We start from the raw sequence: 22,427 nt of genomic DNA, 5'->3' as shown, positions 1-22,427 counted from the left end.
TTGATCAGCGCGCCAGTTCAGCGCGCATGGCGTCGATCACAGCCTTGTAGTCGGGCTTGCCGAAGATGGCGGAGCCGGCCACAAAGGTGTCGGCGCCGGCATCGGCGATTTGGCGGATGTTGTCGACCTTCACGCCGCCGTCGATCTCCAGGCGGATGTCGCGGCCGCTGGCATCGATGATGCGGCGGGCTTGCTCCAGCTTCTTCAGTGCGCTGGGCAAGAAGCTCTGGCCGCCGAAGCCGGGGTTGACGCTCATGATCAGCACCAGGTCCACCTTGTCGATCACCCATTCCAGCACGTCCAGCGGCTCGGCCGGGTTGAACACCAGGCCGGCTTGCTTGCCCTCGCCCTTGATCAGCTGCAGGGTGCGGTCCACATGCTTGGAAGCGTCGGGGTGGAAGCTCACCAAATCGGCGCCGGCCTTGGCAAAAGCCACGGCCAGGGCGTCCACCGGCTCCACCATCAGGTGCACGTCGATCGGGCAAGGCGTGCCATCGGGCTTGACCGAATGCTTGCGCAGGGCTTCGCAGACCATCGGCCCAAAGGTCAGATTGGGCACGTAATGGTTGTCCATCACGTCGAAGTGCACCCAGTCGGCGCCCGCCGCCAGGACGTTGCGCACCTCCTCGCCCAGGCGGGCAAAGTCGGCCGAGAGGATGCTGGGGGCGATACGGAAGTTGGTGGTCATGGCGGTATGAACGAAGGTGGCAAGAGTGGCCGGGCCGAGGCATGCCCGGCCAGGGCTGAATTCTAGGGGCTGCCGCCCGCGGCGCCTGCCTGCCACCCGACCGTGGCCCTAGGCGAGGTCCAGCTGTTCACGGCTGCCCGTGGTTCACCTAGCCCGGGCTCCTGGCGCGCCGCTCCGACGCGCACCCGCCCAAGCCAAAATGAACAAGGCAGTCCCGAATAATTCTTCTCCGTATCTTTTTATACCAATCGGTTGACTTTAAATACCAAGTAGTTCACATTTCATCCCGCGCAGTTCAAATCACTCGATTGCACTGTGCCAACGATCACAAACACGGCTTGTCTCATTGAGGTTTTCCCATGTTGAACTGGCAGATTGCCCCCGACCAGATTGCCCATACCGGCTGCCGGGAACTGCTAGGCCGCAATGACCGCGCTGGTGCTGCACGAGCGGAACGCAAGGGCGCGCCAACCGGCCTGCTGCGTTGGACCCAGGCCCTGCATGCGGCCGACCTGCCTCGCGCACTCGACCCCAGCGCCAGCCAAGGCCAGATCAGCCTGCTAGTGCCAGACGACCACGCGTTTGAGGCTTTTGAACTCCAGCTGCAACAGCGCGGCAGCAACTGGGCGGCGTTTTCAGCTGATCGCTCAGCCTTACGCCGCCTGTTGCTCAACCACGTCGTGCCAGCGCCGTTCTCGGCCCGGCAACTGAGCGCCTGCGCGCCGCGACTGGATACCTTGGGCGAACACCCCTTACAGCTGAAGCCCACACGAGCAGCAGCCGACGCGATCAGCCTGCACGACGGCCTTGGTCATGCCGCCCAGATCCTGAGCAGCTGGCAAACCGGGCCGCTGCGGCATGTGCATGTGCTGGACCGGGTTCTGCAGCCTGCCAGGAACAGCTTGCTTGATCTGCTGGCTCAGGCCGCTGAACATCGCGACTTCCTGGCCGCACTGCGCGCGACCGGCCTGGATGCCCTGCTGGCAGGCCATCAGCACGTCACCGTCCTCGCGCCAAGCAACGCGGGCATGGCTAGGCTTGCTCCTCGGCTGGGCCTGCGCGAGCGTGAACTGGCTCGCCAGCCCAAACTGCTGCGCCGCGTGCTGGCCCAGCATCTACTGCCGGGATCGTTCTACCTCAGCGAGCTGCCCTGGGGCGGCCAGATGATGACAGCGGGTGGAGAAGCCCTTCACCTGAGCGCTTTGGGCTTGCTGGGCAGGGGCGAACAAGGTCAACCGCTCTTGCCAGGCAGCGAGCAGCTGGCCCGCAACGGCGTTTTGCACCGGCTCGATCAGGCCCTGCTGCCCCCCTCACTGCAGGGGGAAGTCGCCGCCGCACATCTGCACTGACGCCAAGCCCGCTCTAGAGCAGCTTGCAGACCCACCCACTTTCTCACCCACCACCACAGAAGGAAGCACCATGAAGCACTTGATCGCCATCACCGCCCTGAGCCTGAGCGCCCTGTCTGCTCAAGCCAAGGACATCGTCGACACGGCCGTGGCCGCCGGCACTTTCAAAACTCTGGCCACCGCCCTGCAAGCCGCAGGCCTGGTCGACACACTCAAGGGCAAGGGCCCATTCACCGTCTTTGCCCCCACCGATGCCGCCTTTGCCAAAATCCCAAAGGCTGATCTGGACGCATTGCTCAAAGACAAGGCCAAGCTGACCGCCGTGCTGACGTACCACGTTGTGCCGGGCAAGGTCATGGCCAAGGACGTCAAGGCCGGAAAAGTCAAGACCGTACAAGGCAGCGAACTGACCATCAGCACCAGCGGTGGCGTGATGGTTGATCAAGCCAAGGTCACGGCCACCGATATCGCCGCCGACAACGGCGTGATCCATGTGATCGACAGCGTCATCATGCCCAAATAAGGCAACACTGCGCCCCACCCAAACCGCCAGCGGCTTAGTCCTGCTGGCGGTTTTTTTCGCTCCGCCCTCAGTCCAGTGCGGGCGAGCGAAACGCCTGACGCGCTAGCCTAACTTGCTCACGCGTCACGCACCCCAGCGCGTGATCGTTGACCAAGCCCATGGATTGAATGAAGGCGTACATGGTGGTGGGGCCGACAAACTTCCAGCCGCGCTTTTTCAAGTCTTTGGACAGCGCGCGCGAGGCCTCTGACTCGGTCAGGGCTTGCGGCGTTTCGGGCAAGTCGGCAGGGTGCGGCTCGAAGCGCCAGATATAGCGCGCCAGCGAGCCCTGCTCGGCCACCAGCTCCAGGCAGCGTTGCGCGTTATTGATGACTGCCTCGATCTTGCCTCGGTGGCGCACGATGCCGGCGTCTTGCAGCAGGCGCTCCACATCGCTGGCACCGAACTGTGCGACCTGCGCAAAGTCAAAACCCGCGAATGCGGCGCGAAAGGCCTCGCGTTTATTGAGGATGGTGCGCCAGGACAAGCCGGACTGAAAACCCTCCAGGCACAGCTTCTCGAACAAGCGCCGATCAGCAGCCACCGGGAAACCCCATTCGGTGTCGTGATAGCGCAGATAGCCTTCGTCGCCGGCGGCGGCCGCACACCAGCGGCAACGCGGCCAGCCGTCGGGGGGGAGATAGAGAGTTTGCTGAGTCATGGCGCTGCGCTTGCATTGAAGGGGCTTTGGCCCGCAGCATAGCGCCCGCCCTAGAATCAGCGCCATGGCAAACCCCCAATTCAAATGCAGCGCCCAGGTCGAAGTACTGGCCGAGCAGACTCAAGCCGAGCAAGGTGTTTTCGCCTTCAGCTACACGATCACGGTCGAGAACGTTGGCGATATCTCGGCGCAGCTGATTGGCCGCCACTGGACCATCATCGACGCGCGCGGCCATGAGCAAAAAGTGGATGGCTTGGCCGTGGTCGGCCATCAACCGCTGCTGGCGCCGGGCCAGAGCTTCAAGTACAGCAGCTGGGCGCAGATCGGCACCAAGCAAGGCAGTATGCGTGGACGCTTCTTGTGCGTGACCGAAAACGCCGAGGTGTTCTACAGCGAGGTGCCCGAGTTCATGCTGGCCGATAGCGGCGCCCTGCACTGATGGCACTGTTGGGCTTGCGCCGCAGCGTTGCCTGGGATCTGACCGCCCTGCTCAATGCCGCCGACCCGCGGGCGGAGATGGCGGCGCGCAATCTGTGGCTGGCGCGCTTGCTGGAGTGGCTGCGCCACCCGGCCGAGCGCGAGGAAGCCGCCGTGCAAACGCCGCTGCCGCTGCTGCGGCTCAAGCACCTGCTCAATGTGCTGGACCGCCACCCCGAACATGCGCTGACGGTCTCGCGCTTGCTCAATTCGATCTGGCGCGATCTGGACGCAGCAAGCCTCTTTGTGGATGTGGGTTTCGCCCCGCGCGTGGCCTTCTGGCCCGAGTTCTTCCATCGCCTGGGCCAGCATCTGCTGCCCAGCACCGCCGACACCAACGATCTGGCCGAACTGTTCAAGCTGCTCTTCCCTGAGGAGTCGGACGAGCATTGGCTGCTGGGCATCGATGCCAACACCTTGCTGCGCCTGGAGCGCTTGCTGGATGTCGGCAAGCCTGAGGCCGGGCCGGCGGACAGCCACCGCGCCAAGCCCTGGCTGCAGCCCATGCTGGTCGGCCTGACCGCCCTGGTGAGCGCGGTGCGCTCCGCCGGTCTGAACGGCACGCTGCGCCGGCGCATGAGCACGGCGCTCTTGACCGCCAAACCCTTCGAGCAACTCGCCAGCGCCTGCGATGCGCTGACCTTCGCGGTGCAGGCCGACGACCGCGCCGCCACGCTGCAAGCCCTGACCTTTTTGCGCGCCCTGCTGGACGCTTGCCGCAAGGCCGCCAATAGCGTGCCCGAGCATCTGGAACAGTTCGGCGTGTCGGTGGACATCATGTTCTCGGTGGAGCAGCTGCTGGCGCGCATCCAGCGCATCGAAGCCCTGCTGGACTGCCTGGCCGGTGAGCACCCGCAGCAAGAGCTGGCCCGGCTGCTGGCGGCCCTGGTTCGCGTGGGGCATGAGCGGCGCAGCATCCGCACCCTGTTCGCCCGCCATTACTCGCTGCTGGCCCGCAAAGTGGCGGAACGCAGCGCCGAAACCGGCGAGCACTACATCACCCGCGACCGCGCCGACTACCGCGTCATGTTGCGCCACGCCGCTGGCGGCGGCGCCATCATCGCCGGCACCACCTTCGTCAAGTTCCTGGTCATGGCCCTGGGCCTGAGCGCGCTGTGGGCGGGCTTTTGGGCCGGCATCAATTACGCGATGAGTTTTCTCATCATCCACTTGCTGCACTGGACCGTGGCCACCAAACAGCCGGCCATGACGGCCCCGGCAATGGCGCAGAAGCTGCAGCACATCGAGTCCGAAGGCGGGCTGGAGAGCTTTGTCGACGAGGTGGCGAATCTATTCCGCTCACAGATCGCCGGCATCTTGGGCAATCTGGCCGTGGTGGCGCCGGTGGTGCTGGGTGTGCAGCTACTCTGGCGCGCCCTGTTTGGTGCCCCGCTGGTGGGCGCGGCGCAGGCGGACTATGTGCTGCACGGCCTGACCCTGCTGGGGCCAACCGTTTTGTTCGCCGCCTTCACCGGCGTGCTGCTGTTCGCCAGCAGCCTGGTGGCTGGCTGGGTGGAAAACTGGTTTGTGTTCCACCGCCTGGAAAGCGCCATCGCCTGGAACCCCAGCATCATCAACCGCCTGGGCGCCAACCGCGCGGCCCGCTGGGCGCGTTGGTGGCGCGACAACATCAGCGGCGTGGCCGCCAATGTGGCGCTGGGCATGATGCTGGGCTTGGTGCCGCCGGTGCTGGCCTTCATCGGCCTGCCGCTGGATGTGCGCCACGTCACCTTGTCCACCGGGCAGCTGGCCGCCAGCGTCGGTGCGCTGGGTTTCAACATCTTCCACCTGAGCGCTTTCTGGTGGTGTGTGGCCGGCATTGCGGCCACCGGCTTGCTCAATCTGGGCGTGAGCTTCTACTTGGCATTGAAGGTGGCATTGCGTTCACGCGGCATCCGGCTGGCCGATCGCTCGCGGGTGACTGCAGCGATCTGGCAGCGCCTGCGGCAGCACCCGCGCAGCTTCTTCTTGCCGCCCAAAGCCGAAGCCGCGACACAAGACAAAGCCTAAGGCGGGCAGAGCGGGGCTTGGCTTATTCTTGATCCTGATCGCCCCGGCGCTCGCCCCCTTTGCGGCCGGAGAACATGGTCCACCACACGATGAACACCAATAGCGCCAAGGCCAACAAAGCCTCCAGCAAGATCACAGCCATGTCTTCTCCGTCCCGGGTTGGCCGGCTGCGGGGCAGCCTGGCGGCGCTGGCGATTCTAGGGCTGCTGGCGGCTTGCGCTGCGCCACCAACCCCACCGGTCAAGCCAAGCACACCCCCGCCCGCCGCCACGCCGGCGCTGGAAGAACAAGCGCCGCGCCAGCGCCAGGTTTTGCTGCGCGAGCGCTCGCGCTGGGTGGCCGCCGACTGGAGCGAGTTGCCCGGCTGGGGCCAAGACCGCGCCACTGAGCTGTGGCCGGCCTTGCTGCAAAGCTGCGCCCGCCCGGCGCCGGGCTGGGCGGCGGTTTGCGCCCGCGCTCGCATGGAGCCGCCACCAACAGACGACACCAGCGCCAGCCTGTGGCTGATGCAACATCTGCGCCCCTACCGGGTGGAAAGCCTGGAGGGCGAAGCCCAAGGCCTGCTTACGGGCTATTTCGAGCCACAGCTGGAAGCCACGCGGCGGCCTCAAGGTGCCTTCAAGGTGCCGGTACTCGGCGCCCCGGCGGATTTGCAGCAGCGCCGCCCCTATTTCACCCGCCAGCAAATCGAGTCCGAGCCGGCCGTGAAAGCCCGTTTACGCGAGCGCGAACTGGCTTATCTGGATGACCCGCTGGACCTCTTGGTGCTGCAAATCCAAGGCTCCGGCCGGGTGCGTTTTTCCAGCCTGGACGGCAGCCAGCAATGGGTGCGCTTGGCCTTCGCGGGGCATAACGACCACCCCTATCAATCGATTGGCAAGACCCTGATCGAGCGCGGCGAGCTGCGCCCCGGCGAGGCCTCTTGGCCGCAAATCCGCGACTGGCTGCGCCGCAATCCCCAGCGAAGCAATGAGTTGCTGTGGACCAACCCTCGCTACGTCTTCTTCCGCGAAGAAGCCCTACCCGACCTGAACCTGGGCCCGCGCGGCGCCCAGGGCGTGCCGCTGACACCGGGCCGCTCCGTCGCGGTGGACCGCAACAGCGTGCCCTACGGCACGCCCGTCTGGCTGGATGCCAGCGAGCCCCTGAGCAGCCAGCCCCTGCGCCGCCTGGCCATGGCGCAGGACACCGGCAGCGCCATCGTCGGCGCGGTGCGGGCCGACTACTTCTGGGGTTGGGGCCGCGAGGCCGAAACCCAGGCCGGGCGCATGAAACAGCCGCTGCGGCTGTGGGCGCTGTGGCCGGACGACGGCACTGCCACCAGCCGCTGAATCAGCACTCGCCAGCACTGTGGAGGCGCAGCAATTGCGCCTGGATAAACAGCGCGCTGCGGCCTAGAGTTGAGCGGTGGGGTGCCGCGTTTCGCACGCCAGCCGAACAAAGGCAAGGAGCTCATCATGTCCAGCGCAAAACTTCATGTGTTTTCTGAAGGTGGCCTGCATATGGCGCTCTTGGTGGCGGTGCTGGCGATCTTTGCCGGCGTCTTGATTCAAGACCTTTTTCTCAGCGCCGAAGGCCAGGGCATCGTGCTGACAACGCTGAGCAGCGCCAGCACGCAAGGCCAGTCGCCACCGCCGCGCTGAAGCTTGGGCTTAGGCGCCGGCACGCCCGGCTTGCGGCACCTGGCGTCACAGGGCCAAGATCACAGCACCTGCACGCCCTTCCAAAAGGCGTAATGGCCCTTGATTTCCGCCGCAGCCTCGGTGGGCTCGGGGTAGAACCAGACGGCGTCTGGGTTCATCTCGCCGTTGACGAACAGGCTCAGGTAATGCGCCTGGCCCTTCCACGCACAACCGGTGCGGTGGTTGCTGAAGCTGGTGTATTCGCGCTTGAGCGACTCGGGCGGGAAGTAGTGGTTGCCTTCCACCAGCACCGTTTTGTCGCTCTCGGCGATCACCACACCGTTCCAAACTGCTTTCATTTCACGCCCTCTTTGCTGACTGATCGTGGGGAACTATAGCCAGCACCGACAATGGCGAGGTGAAACGCTATTACTCCCACCAAGACAAAGACATTTTCATCACCGCCGGCTCAGCCAAAGAGCTGGCGCCGGGCAGCTTCGGCGTCTGCGCCATAGGCGGCGGCGCGGAGGGCTGGTCGGTGGTGCATATCGGCCCGGAGGGCGACGTGGCGGACCTGGGGCAGGAGTACTACTTCGCCACGCCCGAAGAAGCCCTGGAATTCGTCAAAGAGCTGATCGACATGATGATCGCCGCGGCTGAACCCGGCGAATCGCGCTAACGAAGCTTTCGGGATTTCACCGACGTTTCAACGGTCTGCTCAGCAGCAGACCGGCCGGCTTTGGCGCAGAATGGTGCTATTCACATTTTGCGACTCAACTCGTGCCAGCATGAGCGAGGCCCATTCATCGCAAGCAGTTCAGCCCCAGCCGGCGACGGCGGCGGTGGCAGCCCCTGACGACATCGCGTCGCGGCTGGACGCATGCAAGCAGCTCTGCGACAACCTGGATGGCGACGCCCTGCACGCCGCGCTGCAAGCCCTGCCCAGGGCCGAGTTGAGCCCCGAGCAAACCTTGCTCGCGGAATTGCTGCGCGAATATCCCAGCACCAATCGCTCAGGCAAGAGCTTGAGCCAGCAGTTGCAAGAAGGCTCGGTGCGGCTGGAGCTGGCCAAGGCCATGGGCTCGGTGCTGGCGCAGGCCTGGGCCTGGGAGTCGCTGCAGATCGTGCAGTTCCGCCTGCGTCTGCATCACTCCGCCCTGCACAGCGCCGCCATGGCGATGGACCTGCTGACCCGTGCTGGCCGCGGCCACCAAGCCGCCGCACTGGGCTGTGCCTTGTGCGCGGCCCTGGTGGATGCCGAGCTTTACGCCGAAGTGATCACACGTAGCGCCGCACTGCTGGCCAGGCGCGACTTGCTGCAACCCAGCGCCATCTGCGCCGTCTTGAACAGCACGGCTTCGGCCCATTTCTTCCTCGCCAGCAATCTGCCTGAAACCGAGGCGGCGCCGCATTGGGCCGCCTGCCTGGACATGCATCAGCAATCCTTGCAAGGCGCCCGCGCGGCCGGCATGACCACGCGCGCCACCATCTCGCATTTGAATCTGGCCGTGGTCAACGCCACTCTGGGCCAGTCAGTAGCGGCCCAGCAGCATTTGTCGCAGTTCGATTTGGTCTGCGAAGAGACGCTGGCGCCTCTGGGCATCAGCACGGTTTGGCGCGGTTGGCGGCGCCTGTGCGCCGCCATGCTGGCCTGCCAAAGTGAGTCAGCCGATGCAGGATGGGCGGACTTGCTGGATCTGGCCGACTCGTTGCGCGGGCAAGAAGGCGTGCATCAACATATTTGCGAAGCCGCACTGGCCACCATCGTGCGCCTGGGGCGTCAGCAAGGCCGCTTCGAGCAGGCCCTGGCCGCCAGCCAGGAACTGCTGCATCTGCAGGTGGAGTTGCGGCGCAAGCTGTCCAAGACCCTGGCCGACACGGTGGACGATGTGATGGAGCGGCCCAAGCTGCAGCAACGCAATGCGCAGCTGGCCGAACAAGGCATCTTGCTGGAAGGTTCGCTGGCCCAGCGCAATGCCCAGCTGCAACAGGCCTTGGCGGAGCTGCAGGCCGAAGCCCGCACCCGCCGTGCCGCCGAAGCCGAGCTGCAGGCCGCCCACGATGAACTGGAAGACCAGGTGCGCCTGCGCAGCCGCGAACTGGAAACCGCCATGCAAGCGCTGATGCGCCAGGAACAGCAACTGGCCTTGTCGCGCATGGTGGTGGGCGTGGCTCACGAGATGAACACACCGCTCGGCAATGCCCGCATGGCGGCCAGCACCATGCAAGCCAGCTGCACCCATTTGCTGGCCGACCTGCAGACCAATCAGATGCGCCGCAGTGAATTGCAAAGCAGCCTGGCCACGCTGCAAAGCGGCAGCGCCGTGATCGACCGCGCACTCGAGCGCGCCGCCACCCTGGTGCAGCGTTTCAAGGCCTTGGCCATCAGCCAGCATGACGAAGCTCGCGTGGACTTTGATGTCGTGCAGCTGCTGCGCACTTGCCTGGAAAGCTGGCAGGCGAAACTGGCCGACAGCGGCGTGCGGATTCAACTCGAGCCAGGGCCCGCGGCTTGGCGCCTCCAGGGCTACCCGCGCGCATTGGACGAAGCCCTGCAGCAATTATTTGAAAACAGCTTGCTGCACGGCTTCACGCCAGGCCAAACAGGCCTGATTCAAATTGGCTTGGCCCACGCCAAGCCCGCGCATTTGCAACTGAGCTGGCAGGACGACGGCCGCGGCATTGCCGCCGAACACCTGCCCCATGTGCTGGAGCCGTTTTTCACCACCCAGCTGGGGCAGAGCGGCACCGGCCTGGGCCTGAGCTACGTCAACAGCTTGGTTTGCGACCTGATGGGCGGCCAAGTCAAGATCGACAGCGCGCCGGGTCAGGGCTGCAAGATTGTCTTGCTACTGCCCTTGCAACAAAGCTAGATCCCAGCGATCAGGCCTGCGGGTTTCGATCATGCAAGTGGGCCGCGAAAGCTGCGGCCACTTGCTGATTGGCGCTTACTGAGGCTGACCAGCGCCGATCAGCCCGCTGCCAGCATCGCGCTGGCCAGAGCCTCGGCCACCTCGATGCCATCGACCCCCGCGGACATGATGCCGCCGGCATAACCCGCACCTTCACCGGCGGGGTACAAGCCCTTGACGTTGAGGCTTTGGTAGTCGCGCCCACGAGTGATGCGCAGCGGTGAGGAGGTGCGTGTTTCCACGCCGGTCAGCACCGCATCGGGCATGGAGAAGCCGCGGATCTGGCGCTCAAACGCGGGCAAGGCCTCGCGAATCGCGTCCAGGCAGTACTCCGGCAAGCTGCCACGGCCTTTTTGCTGCAAATCGGTCAGCGTGATGCCGGGCTTGTAAGACGGTTCCACATTGCCCAACACGCGGCTGCGCTGGCGTTTGATGAAGTCGCCCACCAGCGCGCCAGGGGCTTTGTAGCCGCCCTCACCCAGCTCGTAGGCGCGGCTTTCCCAGATGCGCTGGAAGGCCATGCCGTCGAGCGGGTTGACCGGGCCGTCGGTCTTGCCGTCTTGCCGGTAGTCTTGCGGGCTGATGCCCACGACGATGCCAGCATTGGCATTGCGCTCATTGCGCGAATACTGGCTCATGCCGTTGGTGACCACACGCTCGGGCTCGGACGTGGCCGCCACCACCGTGCCACCGGGGCACATGCAAAAGCTGTAGACCGAGCGACCGTTTTTGGCGTGGTGCACCAGCTTGTAATCGGCCGCGCCCAAAATCTCGTTGCCGGCATTGGGGCCGAAGCGGGCCTTGTCGATCAGGCTTTGCGGATGCTCGATGCGATAGCCGATCGAGAAGGGCTTGGCCTCCATGAACACGCCGCGCTCGTGCAGCATGGTGAAGGTGTCGCGGGCGCTGTGGCCCAGCGCCAGCACGACGTGATCGGTGCGGATCTGCTCACCGCTGGCCAGGCTGACGCCGCGAATATGTTTGCCCTTGGGGCCGTCTTCGATCAAGACGTCGGTGACCTTTTGCTCGAAGTGGATCTCGCCGCCCAGGGCCTCGATGTCGGCGCGCATCTTGATCACCATGGACACCAGGCGGAAGGTACCGATATGCGGCTTGCTGACGTACAGGATTTCTTCCGGCGCGCCGGCCTTGACGAACTCGGTCAGCACCTTGCGGGTGAGGTGGCGCGGATCGGAGATCTGGCTCCACAGCTTGCCGTCCGAGAAGGTGCCGGCCCCCCCTTCGCCGAACTGCACATTCGACTCCGGGTTGAGCTCGCTCTGGCGCCACAGGCCCCAGGTGTCCTTGGTGCGCTCGCGCACTTGCTTGCCGCGCTCCAGCACGATGGGGCGCAAGCCCATTTGGGCCAGGATCAAGGCGGCAAAGATGCCGCAGGGGCCAAAGCCGATCACCACCGGGCGCGGCCGGGACTCAGTCGCGTAAAAATCCGCCGGCGCGTGGCCGACAAATTTGTAGTTGGTGTCGGGCGAAGGCTTGATGTGGGGGTTGCCGGCATGACGCGCCAGCACTTCGGGCTCAAGCCCGGCGGCCAGTTCACAGTCGACCGTGTAGATCAGCAGAATGGCCGAGCGCTTGCGCGCGTCATAGCTGCGCTTGAAGACGGTGAAATTCAGGAGCTGCGCATCGCTCGCCAGGCCCAGGGCTTGCACAACAGCGGGGCGCAGCGCGTCCTCGGCATGGTCAAGCGGCAGGCGGAGTTCGGTGATGCGAAGCATGGTGAAGGGTGTTTCAGTGATTCAAATTTTGACCGGAATCTTCACAGACTCAGGGTCGAAAAAACAAAAGGCCCTGCCAAAAGGAAGGGCCTGATGTTTTCAGCAAATCCAGCAAGTTCGGCCAAATGCCGAGGCTGAATTAACCGCCGTTGCTGCAACGCTTGCCGGGGTTCTTCTTGCTGCGGGTGTGCGAACCACGCTCCAGGCTGCACTTCTGGCCCTTGGGGGCAGTGAAGGTCACGCCCTTAGGAGCGACGGGACGGGGAGTGGCGCGGCTAGCGGCTTCGGTAATGATTTTGTTGCCCATGAATGGCTCCGGTACAAGGGATTGGATGCAAGAAAAGGTATTGCAAAAGATCACCAACCCGCTGCCGCAGCCCCGATTCAGACTCTGCCGCCCGGCTCAATTCGAAAAATGAAGCCAGGGCGTAAAACCCGAAAACAAAGCCAAACCCGGCGCGACTGAGTTGGAATGAACCGCGCATTTTACGGTGTTCTGGGCCCAAGCGCTTTTTCTGATGCTGACGCAGCCCGAAACCCTGCAAATTGAGCCACCGCGCGCCCGATTGTGGGCGCCGCGCCACGGCCACGCCCCCAAGCCCAAATACTGGGGTCAGAGTCAATTTATTGAGTCGGCAAATTAATCGACTCTGACCCCAGTTTTGAGAGCAGCAGCCGTGCGCCTGCCGGGTTGGTGGCGCAGGGGATGTTGTGCACATCACAGGCGCGCACCAGGGCATTGATGTCGGGCTCGTGGGGTTGCGGCGTCATGGGGTCGCGCAGAAAGATCACCACATCCACCTCACCGGCCGCCAGGCGGGCCCCGATTTGCAGATCGCCACCCAAGGGGCCGCTGAGCAGGCATTCCACCTGCAAGCCGCATTCGCGCTGCAGGCGCCCGCCGGTGGTGCCGGTGGCCAGCAATCGGCAGCTCTGCAAAAAAGTCTTGAATTCGGCCGCCAGGGCGACCATCTGGTTCTTCTTGCCGTCGTGGGCGATCAGGGCGATGTTCATGCCCAAATCCTAGGGCAGCTAAGGCGAGGCGAGTTACAAACCAGCGTCAAGTTGCGGCGGAAGGGGCCGCACTCACGGGCCTTGCAGCGCCAGGCAGCTCCACCCGCACCGCCAGCCCGCCCAGCTCCGCCGAAGCGCCGGCACTGATGCGCCCACCATGTGCCGCCACGATGCGCTGGGCAATCGACCAGCCCAGGCCGCTGCCCGGCTGCTCATGCCCCAGCACGCGGAAGAAACGCTCGCCCAGGCGGGCCGCGTCGGCCGGGCTGAGGCCGGGGCCGCTGTCTTCCACCTGCAGCAAAACGCCGGCCGACCCGTTCGCGCTCACGCTGAGGCGGATCTGCGCGGCAGTCGGGCTGTAGCGAATGGCGTTGTCCAGCAGATTGCGCAGCAGCGCCGCCAACAAGCTCGGGTTGCCCGCCACCCAGACTGCAGGCTCGGCCGCCACTTCCAGCTGCTGGCCTTTTTGCACCGCCTGCACCGCCAATTCGGCCACCTGGCCGCGCAGCACATCGGCCAGATTGAGCGCCTGCATGGCCGGCAACTCGCCCGCCTCCAGGCGCGACAGCGTCAACAACTGATCCACCAAGCGCCCAGCCCGGTCACAGCCCGCCAGCGTGGCGTGCAGAGCGTGCTGTCGCAACTCCGCGTCGGGCTCGGCCAGGGCCACTTGCGCCTGGGCGCGGATGGCGGCGATGGGGGTGCGCAGCTCATGCGCCGCGTCGGCCGTGAAGCGGCGCTCGGCCTGCATCAGCGCGGCAATGCGGGCGAATAGATCGTTCAGGGCCTGCAGCATGCCCTGGGTCTCGCGCGGCGCGGCGGCCAGATCGAGGGCGCGCAAGTCACCAGCGGGCCGCGCCGCCAGATCGGCCTGAATGCGCCGCAGCGGCGCAAAGCCGCGCCACACCCCCCACCACAAGCCGGCAGCCAGCAAAGGCAGGGCCAGCAGCATGGGCCAGAGCGTGCTGCGCAGCACCGCCATCAAGATGGCGTCGCGCGAGTCCATGCGCTCACCCACCAGCACCAGCACATCGCGCTCTTGCCCACGGGCGACGAAGAAGCGCCAGGACTCGCCGTCTCGCTTCACCGTGCTGAAACCGCCCACGCGTGCCTGCGCCAGGTCCAGCATCGCTTGCTCAGGTGCATTGGCCGATCGAAGCGCCAGATGCCCTTCGTGAAAGACCTGAAACAAAACCTTGGGGGCATAGCGGTGCAGGCTGGGTGCGTCCACCTCATGCGCGTCTTCAGCGAATTCATGTGCAGCCTGCTGCACCACCAGCAAGGCAGCGGCCTGGGCCAAATGGCCGTCCAGCAACTCGGTCAGCTCATGCCGGGCATCCCACCAAGTCAACGCCGCAGTGGCCGCCCACAGCAGGCAGACCAGGCTCAGCACAAAGGCCAGCAAACGGCCTTGCAGAGACGGCGCGCGCTTGGCCGGCGGGGGCATCGCCATCATCACGGCGCCGCCTTGGCGGTGAGCAAATAGCCCACGCCACGCACGGTCTGGATCAGGCCGGCACCGAGCTTGCGGCGCAAATGATGCACATGCACCTCGACGGCGTTGCTCTCCACCTCGCTGCCCCAGCTGTAGAGCTGCTGCTCCAGCTGCTCGCGCGACAGCACGCGGTCGGCATTGAGCATCAGCGCTTGCAGCAGATCAAATTCGCGGGTGGACAAAGCCACCTCCACGCCGGCTTGCCGCACGCTGCGCGCGGCAGGGTCCAGTTGCAGGTCTTGCGCCACCAGGCATTCCTGCGCCTGGCCGTGGGCCCGCCGCACCAACGCACGCAGGCGGGCGGCCAACTCATGCAGGTCAACCGGTTTGATGACGTAATCATCGGCACCCGCGTCAAGCCCGCGGATGCGCTCGGACAAAGCGTCACGGGCGGTCAGCACCAGCACCGGCAGGGTCAGGCCGGCGCGCCGCCAAGCGGCCAGCACCTCCATGCCATCGAGCTTGGGCAGGCCCAGGTCCAGCACCGCTGCGGCATAGCTCTGAGCGCGGGCCTCGCGCTCCGCCGCCAGGCCATCGCGCACCCAGTCGACCTGAAAGCCAAGCTGGCGCAGGCCGGCCCGCAAGCCATCGCCCAAGAGCGGGTCGTCTTCTGCAAGCAGTATTCGCATGAGGAATTATTGCCGCTCAATCGTCATCATCATGGTGCTGCTGCGCGCTCGCCGCTGAAGCCACGGGGGCCTGCTGCCATTGCCAAGCCCAGAAGCCCAGCACCGCCACCAAGATCAGGGCCGCCAGCGGCGCCCAGCTGCGGCGAATGCCTTGCTCGGGTCCGGCCTGCTTGCGGCCTGTGATCATGGCGCGCGGCAGGTTCTCCCGGTGCAGCCAGCTCGACACCAGCACACCCAGCACATGCAGGCCGATGACGGCCAGCAGGCCGTTGGCCAGCAGCTCATGCGTCTCCTCCAGCCATTCGCCGCCCAAGTCGGTGTAAGTGGCATAGCCGCTGGCGGTCAGGCCCAGGGCCAAACCCAGCATGGCCACAATCGCCAGCGCACCGGCCGGGTTGTGGCCCGCAAAGTGCTGCGGCCGCCCCTGCAACAACCCGCGCAGATAAGCCAGCACGGCAGCTGGCCCACGCACGAAGTTGGCAAAACGCGCGTGGCGGCTGCCCAGCAGGCCCCACACCAGGCGAAAGATCACCAAACCGGCCAGGGTATAGCCCAGGCTCACATGCACCAAGCGCCAGCGCTCGGTCTCGGCGGTGAGGTAGGCGCCGGAAAAGCTCAGCACCATCAACCAGTGCACCAGGCGCTGCGGCAGATCCCAGATCAGCTGGCTTGACGCGCCAGGGGCGTGGCTGGCAGACGCTTGCGGATCAGCCGACTTAGCGGGGGATGCGGACATCGTGTTCATTGAAAATTCCTTTGGAGTCGGCTTGGGTATGGCAGGCCGCGCAGTTGGCGGCGCTCTTGACGGCGGGCAGCTTCCAGCTGGCGGCCGAGACCTCGTCGTGCTTGCGCACAAACCAGGCGCTGCGGGTGATGCGGTCTTGTGGCGGGTTTTCAGCCGCCCGCTTGCCAGTGCCCGCGTTGGCCGTCAGCCAGGTGGACAAGGCCTTGACAGTGGCCGGGTCCAGCGAGGCATCACTGCCGAAATGCTGCGGCAGGCCCTGCATCAAACGCTGCCAGGACGCGGCCTGCAGGAACTGCGGCGGATAAGCCATGTGGCAGGCCGCGCACTCCTGCTTGTACAGCGGCAGCAAGGGCGCGCCGGCAGCGCGTGAGCGATCGCCATCGGCACTCACCTGCCCGACGGCGAGGCCGCCCAGCAAGAGGCCGGAAAGTATGGCGCGGGCTCGGTGGAATTTGTTTGCACTCATGAGCAGCTCCTATTCAAGGTTTGAGCGTCAGCAACCAACTCAGCACATCGGCCTTCTCGCTAGGCGTACAGGCGCGGGCCAGCACGTCTTTACAGTTGCGGCCAAACCATTTCTCCACCTTGGCGCTATCGCTGAATCGGGCCGGGTTGAAGGCCGGCGCCAGGGGCTGAATCGGCTTTGCCGTAGCCGCGTGCTGGCCCGCTTGGGTGGGCAGCACGCCGTGGCAGGACGCGCATTGCCAGCTCTGCCCATGGTTGCGGTTGAAGAATTGCTGCCCACGCTGCGGGCTGGCCGGCACGCCAGCTTGGGCGCTGTAAGCGGCCAACATCTGCTCGGGCGTGTCGGCCTGGGCTGCAGCAGCCAGCAGGGTCAGCATCAAGGTCGCGGAGACTCGTTTCAGAAAGTAGGACATCGCAGGCTCTCTTTCCTTTTCACCAGCTTGTTATCGATGCCTGTCATGCTGCCCGGCTGGGCTTAGGGCTTTCTTAAGGCAACGCCGTTGGACGCCCGATTTGGGATGCGCAGCGCATGAGGGACTTGTGCGGCCTTGCCTTGAGAACCACCTTGCGGCAGATCAGCGCTGCAGCGCTCAGAAAGCCTTAAGCTCAGTCGCCGAGAATGTTCGCCTGCCTCGCTCTGCCCTGCTGCCTGCCCCACCATGCCCCCTCATTCAGAATTCAAGCCCCACGACAGCGACCATGAAAGCCACGCGGTGGGCGAGGACGGCCTGCCCGCCCTCAGCCCGCAAGAGAAGGTGCGTGCCGCCTCGCGCAGCACCTGGGTCAGCGTGGTGGTAAACGTGGTGCTGACCTGCGTTCAGATCGCGGTGGGCATCATGGCCAAGTCACAGGCCTTGGTGGCGGACGGCATCCATTCGCTGTCGGATCTGGTGTCGGACTTCGTTGTGCTGTTCGCCGGCCACCACAGCCGCAAAGATGCCGATGAAGACCACCCCTACGGCCACCACCGTTTCGAGACCGCAGCCTCCTTGGTGCTGGGCTTGATCCTGCTGGCGGTGGGCGTGGGCATGTTGTGGTCGGCAGCGCACAAGCTGCAGGACCCCGACAGCATTCCGGTCGTGCATGGCACCGCCCTGTGGGTGGCGGGCATCGCCCTGGTGGCCAAGGAAAGCTTGTTCCGCTACATGCTGGCGGTGGCCACACGGGTCAAATCCAGCATGCTGGTGGCCAATGCCTGGCATGCGCGCTCGGACGCCGCGTCATCGCTGGTGGTGGGCGTGGGCATCATTGGCAATCTGGCCGGCTACCCGCTGCTGGACCCGATTGCCGCGCTGATCGTAGGCTTTATGGTCGGCAAGATGGGCTGGACCTTCGGCTGGGACGCACTGAACGACTTGATGGACCGCGCCATTGACGAAGAGGAAGTGGCCGCCATCCGCAAAACCCTGGAAGAAACCCCCGGCGTGCATAACGTGCACGATCTACGCACCCGCAAGATGGGCGATTTGATCGTGGTGGACGCGCATCTGGAGGTGGATGCGCTGATCACCGTTGAGGCCGGCCACGATATTGCGGTGCTGGCCCGCCAACGCGTCTTGCAACGCCACCGCGTGCTCGATTTGATGACCCATCTGGATCCCTGGCGCAAGCCCGATCTGGATCACGGGCCAGGCCGCAGCTGAGGCGGCAAGCAGGCAAACAGTCACAGAGACTGCTCAGGGCGCGCCGAAACTCCACTCCAAACGCGCGCCAATCAAAGTGCTGCTGGCCTCGCGCCGGCCACCCGGATGCCACAAGTGCTGTAGCAAAGGCTGCACCGCCAGCGTCGGCAGGGGCTGCCAGCGGGCGCCGATTTCCAGCACCAGTTCATGGCTGCTGATTGGCGTGCCAGCAGCCAGTTGCGCGTCACGCCAGCCTTGACCGTAGTGGGCGTAGGCCAAGCCTGCAGTAAAGGTCTGCGGCGCCAGGTTCGCCAGCCCGGAAACCGAGGCCAGCGGATGCTCGATCAGCAGGCCGGTGTCCAGCGCGCAGTCCACCGCATTCACCTTGCTGTGCGCCAGGCCGCTGCGCACAAAACCTATCGTGCGGGTGCTGCCTTGGCCCTGATGCAAGAGGCCTTGAGCTAAGGCGTAGATGCCGTGATTGCGCGCGGTGCCGGCGCTGCCATGCGCCCGCGACGGGCTCTGTGCGCTGTACTGCCACGCCCCCAAGGCCCAATGGCCGGGCCCGTTGCCGCCGTCTTCACCGCGCTCCTGGTAGCCAAACTCCAACACGCCCAGGGCGCCATCCTCACGGCTGAGCTTGACCACGGTGCGCCCCGGGTGAGCAGGATCACCCGGCACGCCGTCGATCAGCGCGGCCTGCACATAGTGGCTGGCACCCAAGGCTTGCCGCAGCCGCAGGGTCAAACCCAGATTGGGAAAAACCGAGGGGCCGTTGCGGCCGCTTTGCGAGGCATCAACGCCGATGCCGAAGGAGGGATTGATCAGCAGCGCCGATGCCTCCGTGGAGTAGAACTCGGAGTTCAGGTCATACAAGCCGAACAAGACCCGCGTACCTGATTCCGCGAATTCATGCTCAAGCCAAGTGGCATACAAGCGCGCGGCCCCTTCTGCGACCTCGATATTGCTAATGCCTTGGGTGCTGCCGATCAGCTGATTGGGCTTGCCGCCGTGGTTGAGCAAGGCTTCGATATGAAAACTGGTGCCGGCCCAGCCGAACAGCTGGCCGGCATCGGCATCGGCCCGCAAGTTCAGATTGCCCACCCAGCTATTGAGTGAGCCGGTATTGGCATGCAAGGCGTCAGCCTTGTAGATGCCAGCCCATTGCCAAGCCTTGGGTGCTGCGGCGGCAGCAGGCTCCGCCTCCAGCTCGGGCGCCGCGGCATGGGCCAGGCTCCATGCAGGGGCCAGCACCAGCATCAGTGCGACGGCGCGGGGAGCGAAAAGAAACTCTGCAAACCTCATGCACCCACTGTAGCGATTTGGATTCCCGCAACCAAGCTCAGTTCAGCAGCTTTTCTCCGTCAAATCGCTGTATGGGCCGCGCCGGCCGGCGCCTCAGGGCTGCTTCTGCTGCGGCAAGAGCAAATTGCCAACGCCGAAGTTCATCGCATTCAGCAAGTCACCATTATCCTGGCTCAGCTCCCAGGCAAACACGCCGGCCAGGCCGGTCTTGACGGCGTACTGGCCCTTGGCAATCACGGCGCGCGGGTCGTCATAGCCGATGAAGAGCTTGTGCTGGGGGTGGAACAGGTTCCAGGCCTGGGTCGTGGGGTCAAGCCTTGCCTGCCAGCCGTGCAGGCCCTGGCCCTTGGCATCCAGGTAGCGGCCGGCGATGCTGCGGTAACCCAGCGAGCCGTCGGCGCCGGGGAAGCCTGCGGCCTTGGCCGAGCCGGTCTGCGACCCCGCAGCGCCGCTGAAGCCGCGGCCATACATGGCCACACCGGCCACCATCTTGGCGGCGGGCAGCCCGGCTTGCGCCAGATTGCGCACGGCGCGCTCCAGGCTATCGTCCGCCTCGGGTGAACTGCTGCGCAGGCTGCTGTGATTGCCAACGCCGGCAGACCAGGCACCGTAATGGTCATAGGTCATCATGAAGACCAGATCCAGCGCAGGGCTGGCGCGCTTGAAGTCGATCAGGCTGACGACGGGCTGGGTGGTATTCAGGGCGATGCTGACCAGATAGGGCCGGCCGGTTTCGGCTGTCAGCGCGTCCACCGCTTGGCGCAGTTCCAGCAGCAGCTCGGCATAGTATTTGCCGTCATGCGGGCTGCCGAGCTGAACGCCGTTAGCGTCGCCGTTATTGCCGGGGTGCTCCCAGTCGATGTCCAGGCCGTCAAAACCGCGGTGATCGCGCAGGAACTGCACGCCCGAAGCAATGAAGACGGCGCGCTTTTGTGCGTCTCCCGCCAGATGGAAGATCGGGTCCGACCCGCCCCAGCCGCCCACCGAGGCCAGCACCTTCACATGCGGGGCGCGTGCTTTGAGGCGGCTGAAGGCGGCGTCAAAGGTTTTCTCGACCGGGCCAGTGGTCAGCTCAAAGTCCCGCTTGCCTGCGCAGCGCGCCGCGTCCTTGGGCAATTGGCCAGGGCCGCAGACGCGCAAAAAGGCGTAGAGCAAGTGGGTGACGCTGTCGCCGTTCAGGCGCTCGACATGGTTCACCGACTCCCACATCGGCGTGTAAACGCCGACCACCTTGGCGCTGGTCCGCTCCACGGCCAGGGGCTTGCCGCCGAACAAGGGGTAGGCGGGGGGGCTGGCGGCTGGGGCGGCATGGCTTGCCGGCATGGCCAGCAAGGCAGCGGCGACAGCAAGGCTCAGGGAAACGAAAAACTGAGAGCGGAGCGACATGGCGCGTGAGGGGCAGCTAAGGTTGCCGCTAGCCTAACAGTTTTGCGCGCCAAAAGAGGCCAATCAAATACCACTTAGCGAACAAGTCAAGGCGCCAGCTCGACCCGAATCTGCAACTCCCGCAGGCTGCGCATTTCAGCATCACGGCTGCTGGTCACGCCGCGCTCGGCGCGCTGCAGCTCGGCGCCGCTGCGCGCCACGGTCAGCCATTCGCCCAGCGGCACCATGACCGTGCTTTGAAACTGAGCTTGGCGGCCTTGGCCGGGCACATCGCCCGCTGAGCCCCCGCCCACGTTGGGGCCAGCCGACAGCGCGGTCAGCGTGACCCGCACCGGCTGCTGGCCGCCGGGCCACTGCGGGTTGACGGTGAAGCCACTGCTGCGTTCGACCCAGCCGGTGCGCGGCAAGGCCAGGACCTTGGCGCCACTATGCGAACCATTGGGCGCACCATTGCCACCGAGCGCCGGCCGCCCGCCCACCGTCCCAGCCTCCAGTTGCACGCCGTAATCCAGCCATTGCACCGGCGTTTGTTCACTCAGCTGCACGCTCGCCGTGCCACCGTTGAGCACCAACACGCGCTGAATCTGCTGCGCGGCCTCGTCACGGCGCTGCGTGCTCAGCACGATTTGCCCGCGCGGCGACACCGAGCCCGCAGTGCCCACCACCACCGCGCCATCGCGCACGCCGGCCAGGGCGGCGCCACTGACGCTGCTCTCGACCCAGCGCATCTCGACCCACAGGTTCTTATTGCGCGGCTCGGCCGCCGTGGCGGCCAGCGCCGTCCAGGCCAGCAGCGCTAGCGATGCCTTCACCAAGACCGCTGTTCTCATTTGCTCGCTCCTTCCAACTGCACCGCCGCACGCCAGGGCCGCAGCGGCCATAACAAGTTCAGCGCCAAACCGCCCAGCACCAGGCCGGCTGCCAGCAGCTTCCAACCCGGCAGGCTTTCACCCAGCACCCAGGCCGCCGTGCTCATGCCAAAGATAGGTACCAGCAAAGCCATGGGCACGATGGTGGCCGGGGCGTGCCGCGCCAGCAACCAGCCCCAAACACCGTAGCCGAATAAGGTGTTGCCAACAGCCTGCCACAGCACGGCGGCCCAGGTCAGGGCATCGGCGTGAGCCAAGCCTTGGGCCATCAGCGCCGGGCCTTCAATCATCAACGAAAGTACCAACAAAGGTGGCACCGCGAACACGCTGGTCCAGACCATGAAGGCCAGCATATTCACCCGCCCGGCGCGCTTTCCCACCATATTGGCGCAGGCCCAGGAAAAGGCCGCCAACAAGATCATCACCAGCCCCAGGGGCGTGGCGCTGCCGTCGGTGTGACTGGCGATCACACCAATGCCGGCCGCCGCCAGCAGCAGTGCCAGCCATTGATAGGGTTTGACCATCTCGCGCGTCACGCGCATGGCCAGCATCAGGGTGAAGAAGACCTGGGTCTGGATCACCAGCGAAGCCAGGCCGGGTGAGATCGCGGCATTCGGGCCGCGCATCGCCAGGAACAGCAGACCGAACTGGCCCACACCGATCAGCAGGCCATAGCTGGCCAGTAAGCGCCAGGGCAGGTCCGGCTTCTTCAAAAAGAATATCGCTGGCAGCACCGCAAAGGCGAAGCGCAGGGTGGCGAACAGCAGCGGCGGCAGGGTGTTGAGCCCCAGACGAATCACCACGAAGTTGCTGCCCCAGATGGCCACCACGGCCAAGGCAAGGAGGAAGTGCTTGAAGGGCAGACTGGTACTCGGGCTCA

Annotated in this window: 24 protein-coding genes; 9 read left to right on the top strand and 15 right to left on the bottom strand. The window is 65.2% G+C overall.

Annotation, left to right across the window (positions count from 1 at the left end; all coding sequences use genetic code 11):
* Positions 1-4: 4 nt before the first annotated feature.
* Positions 5-688: a ribulose-phosphate 3-epimerase gene (gene rpe, locus AABB87_RS15250; protein WP_341972035.1), complete on the bottom strand. Its 684-nt coding sequence runs from the start codon at positions 686-688 to the stop codon at positions 5-7.
* 359 nt (positions 689-1,047) lie between these two features.
* On the opposite strand from rpe, the gene AABB87_RS15245 reads away from it, so the two are divergent.
* Positions 1,048-2,037, top strand: coding sequence for a fasciclin domain-containing protein (locus AABB87_RS15245; protein ID WP_341972034.1), 990 nt, complete (start codon positions 1,048-1,050; stop codon positions 2,035-2,037).
* A gap of 70 nt (positions 2,038-2,107) precedes the next feature.
* Positions 2,108-2,560: a fasciclin domain-containing protein gene (locus AABB87_RS15240; protein ID WP_341972033.1), complete on the top strand. Its 453-nt coding sequence runs from the start codon at positions 2,108-2,110 to the stop codon at positions 2,558-2,560.
* A gap of 67 nt (positions 2,561-2,627) precedes the next feature.
* On the opposite strand, the gene AABB87_RS15235 is transcribed toward AABB87_RS15240, so the two are convergent.
* Positions 2,628-3,260, bottom strand: a complete 633-nt coding sequence (locus tag AABB87_RS15235) for a DNA-3-methyladenine glycosylase I (RefSeq protein WP_341972032.1) — start codon at positions 3,258-3,260, stop codon at positions 2,628-2,630.
* Positions 3,261-3,324: 64 nt separating this feature from the next.
* Between AABB87_RS15235 and apaG the strand changes: the two genes are divergently transcribed.
* From apaG to AABB87_RS15215, 4 genes are all read left to right on the top strand, one after another.
* Complete coding sequence (gene apaG / locus AABB87_RS15230; RefSeq protein WP_341972031.1) at positions 3,325-3,699, top strand: Co2+/Mg2+ efflux protein ApaG; 375 nt, start codon at positions 3,325-3,327, stop codon at positions 3,697-3,699.
* Positions 3,699-5,747 (top strand): site-specific recombinase, encoded by a 2,049-nt coding sequence (locus AABB87_RS15225; protein WP_341972030.1) that lies wholly within the window; start codon positions 3,699-3,701, stop codon positions 5,745-5,747. The genes apaG and AABB87_RS15225 overlap by 1 nt, the downstream gene beginning before the upstream one ends.
* A 140-nt stretch (positions 5,748-5,887) precedes the next feature.
* Positions 5,888-7,078, top strand: a complete 1,191-nt coding sequence (gene mltA, locus AABB87_RS15220) for a murein transglycosylase A (RefSeq protein ID WP_341972029.1) — start codon at positions 5,888-5,890, stop codon at positions 7,076-7,078.
* A gap of 126 nt (positions 7,079-7,204) precedes the next feature.
* Positions 7,205-7,390, top strand: coding sequence for a hypothetical protein (locus AABB87_RS15215; RefSeq protein ID WP_341972028.1), 186 nt, complete (start codon positions 7,205-7,207; stop codon positions 7,388-7,390).
* Between the two features lie 59 nt (positions 7,391-7,449).
* On the opposite strand, the gene AABB87_RS15210 is transcribed toward AABB87_RS15215, so the two are convergent.
* Positions 7,450-7,728 (bottom strand): DUF427 domain-containing protein, encoded by a 279-nt coding sequence (locus AABB87_RS15210; RefSeq protein WP_058721843.1) that lies wholly within the window; start codon positions 7,726-7,728, stop codon positions 7,450-7,452.
* Positions 7,729-7,787: 59 nt separating this feature from the next.
* Here AABB87_RS15210 and AABB87_RS15205 point away from each other — a divergent pair, with 59 nt between their 5' ends.
* Positions 7,788-8,048, top strand: coding sequence for a hypothetical protein (locus AABB87_RS15205; protein ID WP_058721842.1), 261 nt, complete (start codon positions 7,788-7,790; stop codon positions 8,046-8,048).
* A 109-nt stretch (positions 8,049-8,157) separates the two neighbouring features.
* Positions 8,158-10,242 carry a sensor histidine kinase gene (locus AABB87_RS15200; RefSeq protein WP_341972025.1) on the top strand — a complete coding sequence of 695 codons (2,085 nt, stop codon included), beginning with the start codon at positions 8,158-8,160 and terminating at the stop codon, positions 10,240-10,242.
* Positions 10,243-10,340: 98 nt separating this feature from the next.
* On the opposite strand, the gene AABB87_RS15195 is transcribed toward AABB87_RS15200, so the two are convergent.
* The 8 genes from AABB87_RS15195 to AABB87_RS15160 form a co-directional block, all read right to left on the bottom strand.
* Complete coding sequence (locus tag AABB87_RS15195; protein ID WP_341972024.1) at positions 10,341-12,017, bottom strand: NAD(P)/FAD-dependent oxidoreductase; 1,677 nt, start codon at positions 12,015-12,017, stop codon at positions 10,341-10,343.
* Positions 12,018-12,156: 139 nt separating this feature from the next.
* Positions 12,157-12,324 (bottom strand): hypothetical protein, encoded by a 168-nt coding sequence (locus AABB87_RS15190; protein WP_197418200.1) that lies wholly within the window; start codon positions 12,322-12,324, stop codon positions 12,157-12,159.
* Between the two features lie 317 nt (positions 12,325-12,641).
* Positions 12,642-13,031 (bottom strand): methylglyoxal synthase, encoded by a 390-nt coding sequence (locus AABB87_RS15185; RefSeq protein WP_341972023.1) that lies wholly within the window; start codon positions 13,029-13,031, stop codon positions 12,642-12,644.
* A 46-nt stretch (positions 13,032-13,077) separates the two neighbouring features.
* Positions 13,078-14,487 (bottom strand): ATP-binding protein, encoded by a 1,410-nt coding sequence (locus AABB87_RS15180; RefSeq protein WP_341972022.1) that lies wholly within the window; start codon positions 14,485-14,487, stop codon positions 13,078-13,080.
* On the bottom strand, positions 14,487-15,155 hold the full coding sequence (locus AABB87_RS15175; RefSeq protein WP_341972021.1) for a winged helix-turn-helix domain-containing protein: 669 nt from the start codon (positions 15,153-15,155) through the stop codon (positions 14,487-14,489). The genes AABB87_RS15180 and AABB87_RS15175 overlap by 1 nt, the downstream gene beginning before the upstream one ends.
* Before the next feature lie 16 nt (positions 15,156-15,171).
* Positions 15,172-15,900, bottom strand: a complete 729-nt coding sequence (locus AABB87_RS15170) for a cytochrome b/b6 domain-containing protein (protein WP_341972020.1) — start codon at positions 15,898-15,900, stop codon at positions 15,172-15,174.
* Positions 15,872-16,366: a diheme cytochrome c gene (locus AABB87_RS15165; RefSeq protein ID WP_341972019.1), complete on the bottom strand. Its 495-nt coding sequence runs from the start codon at positions 16,364-16,366 to the stop codon at positions 15,872-15,874. The genes AABB87_RS15170 and AABB87_RS15165 overlap by 29 nt, the downstream gene beginning before the upstream one ends.
* Before the next feature lie 13 nt (positions 16,367-16,379).
* Positions 16,380-16,778, bottom strand: coding sequence for a DUF1924 domain-containing protein (locus AABB87_RS15160; RefSeq protein ID WP_341972018.1), 399 nt, complete (start codon positions 16,776-16,778; stop codon positions 16,380-16,382).
* Positions 16,779-17,024: 246 nt separating this feature from the next.
* Here AABB87_RS15160 and AABB87_RS15155 point away from each other — a divergent pair, with 246 nt between their 5' ends.
* Entirely contained in the window at positions 17,025-18,008 is a 984-nt protein-coding gene (locus AABB87_RS15155) for a cation diffusion facilitator family transporter (protein ID WP_341972017.1), read from the top strand.
* A gap of 33 nt (positions 18,009-18,041) precedes the next feature.
* On the opposite strand, the gene AABB87_RS15150 is transcribed toward AABB87_RS15155, so the two are convergent.
* The 4 genes from AABB87_RS15150 to AABB87_RS15135 all read right to left on the bottom strand — a co-directional run bounded on the left by AABB87_RS15150 (position 18,042) and on the right by AABB87_RS15135 (position 22,410).
* Complete coding sequence (locus AABB87_RS15150) at positions 18,042-19,292, bottom strand: carbohydrate porin (protein ID WP_341972016.1); 1,251 nt, start codon at positions 19,290-19,292, stop codon at positions 18,042-18,044.
* A 93-nt stretch (positions 19,293-19,385) separates the two neighbouring features.
* The gene (locus tag AABB87_RS15145; RefSeq protein WP_341972015.1) at positions 19,386-20,678 is read right to left on the bottom strand and encodes a glycoside hydrolase family 18 protein; all 1,293 of its coding nucleotides are present in this window, start codon (positions 20,676-20,678) and stop codon (positions 19,386-19,388) included.
* A gap of 86 nt (positions 20,679-20,764) precedes the next feature.
* Positions 20,765-21,508 (bottom strand): hypothetical protein, encoded by a 744-nt coding sequence (locus AABB87_RS15140; protein ID WP_341972014.1) that lies wholly within the window; start codon positions 21,506-21,508, stop codon positions 20,765-20,767.
* Positions 21,505-22,410 (bottom strand): EamA family transporter, encoded by a 906-nt coding sequence (locus tag AABB87_RS15135; protein ID WP_341972097.1) that lies wholly within the window; start codon positions 22,408-22,410, stop codon positions 21,505-21,507. The genes AABB87_RS15140 and AABB87_RS15135 overlap by 4 nt, the downstream gene beginning before the upstream one ends.
* Between the last annotated feature and the right edge of the window lie 17 nt (positions 22,411-22,427).

The sequence above is a fragment of the Roseateles sp. PN1 genome (assembly GCF_038419725.1).
Classification (GTDB): Bacteria; Pseudomonadota; Gammaproteobacteria; order Burkholderiales; family Burkholderiaceae_C; genus Paucibacter_A.
This window is presented reverse-complemented; position numbering and strand designations above follow the sequence as displayed.

Excerpts from the sequence above, each read along its gene's own strand:
- apaG (WP_341972031.1), top strand. The coding sequence starts at position 3,325 with ATGGCAAACCCCCAATTCAAATGCAGCGCCCAGGTCGAAGTACTGGCC.
- AABB87_RS15235 (WP_341972032.1), bottom strand. The coding sequence starts at position 3,260 with ATGACTCAGCAAACTCTCTATCTCCCCCCCGACGGCTGGCCGCGTTGC.
- AABB87_RS15245 (WP_341972034.1), top strand. The coding sequence starts at position 1,048 with ATGTTGAACTGGCAGATTGCCCCCGACCAGATTGCCCATACCGGCTGC.
- AABB87_RS15140 (WP_341972014.1), bottom strand. The coding sequence starts at position 21,508 with ATGAGAACAGCGGTCTTGGTGAAGGCATCGCTAGCGCTGCTGGCCTGG.
- AABB87_RS15215 (WP_341972028.1), top strand. The coding sequence starts at position 7,205 with ATGTCCAGCGCAAAACTTCATGTGTTTTCTGAAGGTGGCCTGCATATG.
- AABB87_RS15195 (WP_341972024.1), bottom strand. The coding sequence starts at position 12,017 with ATGCTTCGCATCACCGAACTCCGCCTGCCGCTTGACCATGCCGAGGAC.
- AABB87_RS15150 (WP_341972016.1), bottom strand. The coding sequence starts at position 19,292 with ATGAGGTTTGCAGAGTTTCTTTTCGCTCCCCGCGCCGTCGCACTGATG.
- AABB87_RS15160 (WP_341972018.1), bottom strand. The coding sequence starts at position 16,778 with ATGTCCTACTTTCTGAAACGAGTCTCCGCGACCTTGATGCTGACCCTG.
- mltA (WP_341972029.1), top strand. The coding sequence starts at position 5,888 with ATGTCTTCTCCGTCCCGGGTTGGCCGGCTGCGGGGCAGCCTGGCGGCG.
- AABB87_RS15185 (WP_341972023.1), bottom strand. The coding sequence starts at position 13,031 with ATGAACATCGCCCTGATCGCCCACGACGGCAAGAAGAACCAGATGGTC.
- AABB87_RS15200 (WP_341972025.1), top strand. The coding sequence starts at position 8,158 with ATGAGCGAGGCCCATTCATCGCAAGCAGTTCAGCCCCAGCCGGCGACG.
- AABB87_RS15210 (WP_058721843.1), bottom strand. The coding sequence starts at position 7,728 with ATGAAAGCAGTTTGGAACGGTGTGGTGATCGCCGAGAGCGACAAAACG.
- AABB87_RS15180 (WP_341972022.1), bottom strand. The coding sequence starts at position 14,487 with ATGATGGCGATGCCCCCGCCGGCCAAGCGCGCGCCGTCTCTGCAAGGC.
- AABB87_RS15240 (WP_341972033.1), top strand. The coding sequence starts at position 2,108 with ATGAAGCACTTGATCGCCATCACCGCCCTGAGCCTGAGCGCCCTGTCT.
- AABB87_RS15165 (WP_341972019.1), bottom strand. The coding sequence starts at position 16,366 with ATGAGTGCAAACAAATTCCACCGAGCCCGCGCCATACTTTCCGGCCTC.
- AABB87_RS15225 (WP_341972030.1), top strand. The coding sequence starts at position 3,699 with ATGGCACTGTTGGGCTTGCGCCGCAGCGTTGCCTGGGATCTGACCGCC.
- AABB87_RS15155 (WP_341972017.1), top strand. The coding sequence starts at position 17,025 with ATGCCCCCTCATTCAGAATTCAAGCCCCACGACAGCGACCATGAAAGC.
- rpe (WP_341972035.1), bottom strand. The coding sequence starts at position 688 with ATGACCACCAACTTCCGTATCGCCCCCAGCATCCTCTCGGCCGACTTT.
- AABB87_RS15175 (WP_341972021.1), bottom strand. The coding sequence starts at position 15,155 with ATGCGAATACTGCTTGCAGAAGACGACCCGCTCTTGGGCGATGGCTTG.
- AABB87_RS15190 (WP_197418200.1), bottom strand. The coding sequence starts at position 12,324 with ATGGGCAACAAAATCATTACCGAAGCCGCTAGCCGCGCCACTCCCCGT.
- AABB87_RS15145 (WP_341972015.1), bottom strand. The coding sequence starts at position 20,678 with ATGTCGCTCCGCTCTCAGTTTTTCGTTTCCCTGAGCCTTGCTGTCGCC.
- AABB87_RS15170 (WP_341972020.1), bottom strand. The coding sequence starts at position 15,900 with ATGAACACGATGTCCGCATCCCCCGCTAAGTCGGCTGATCCGCAAGCG.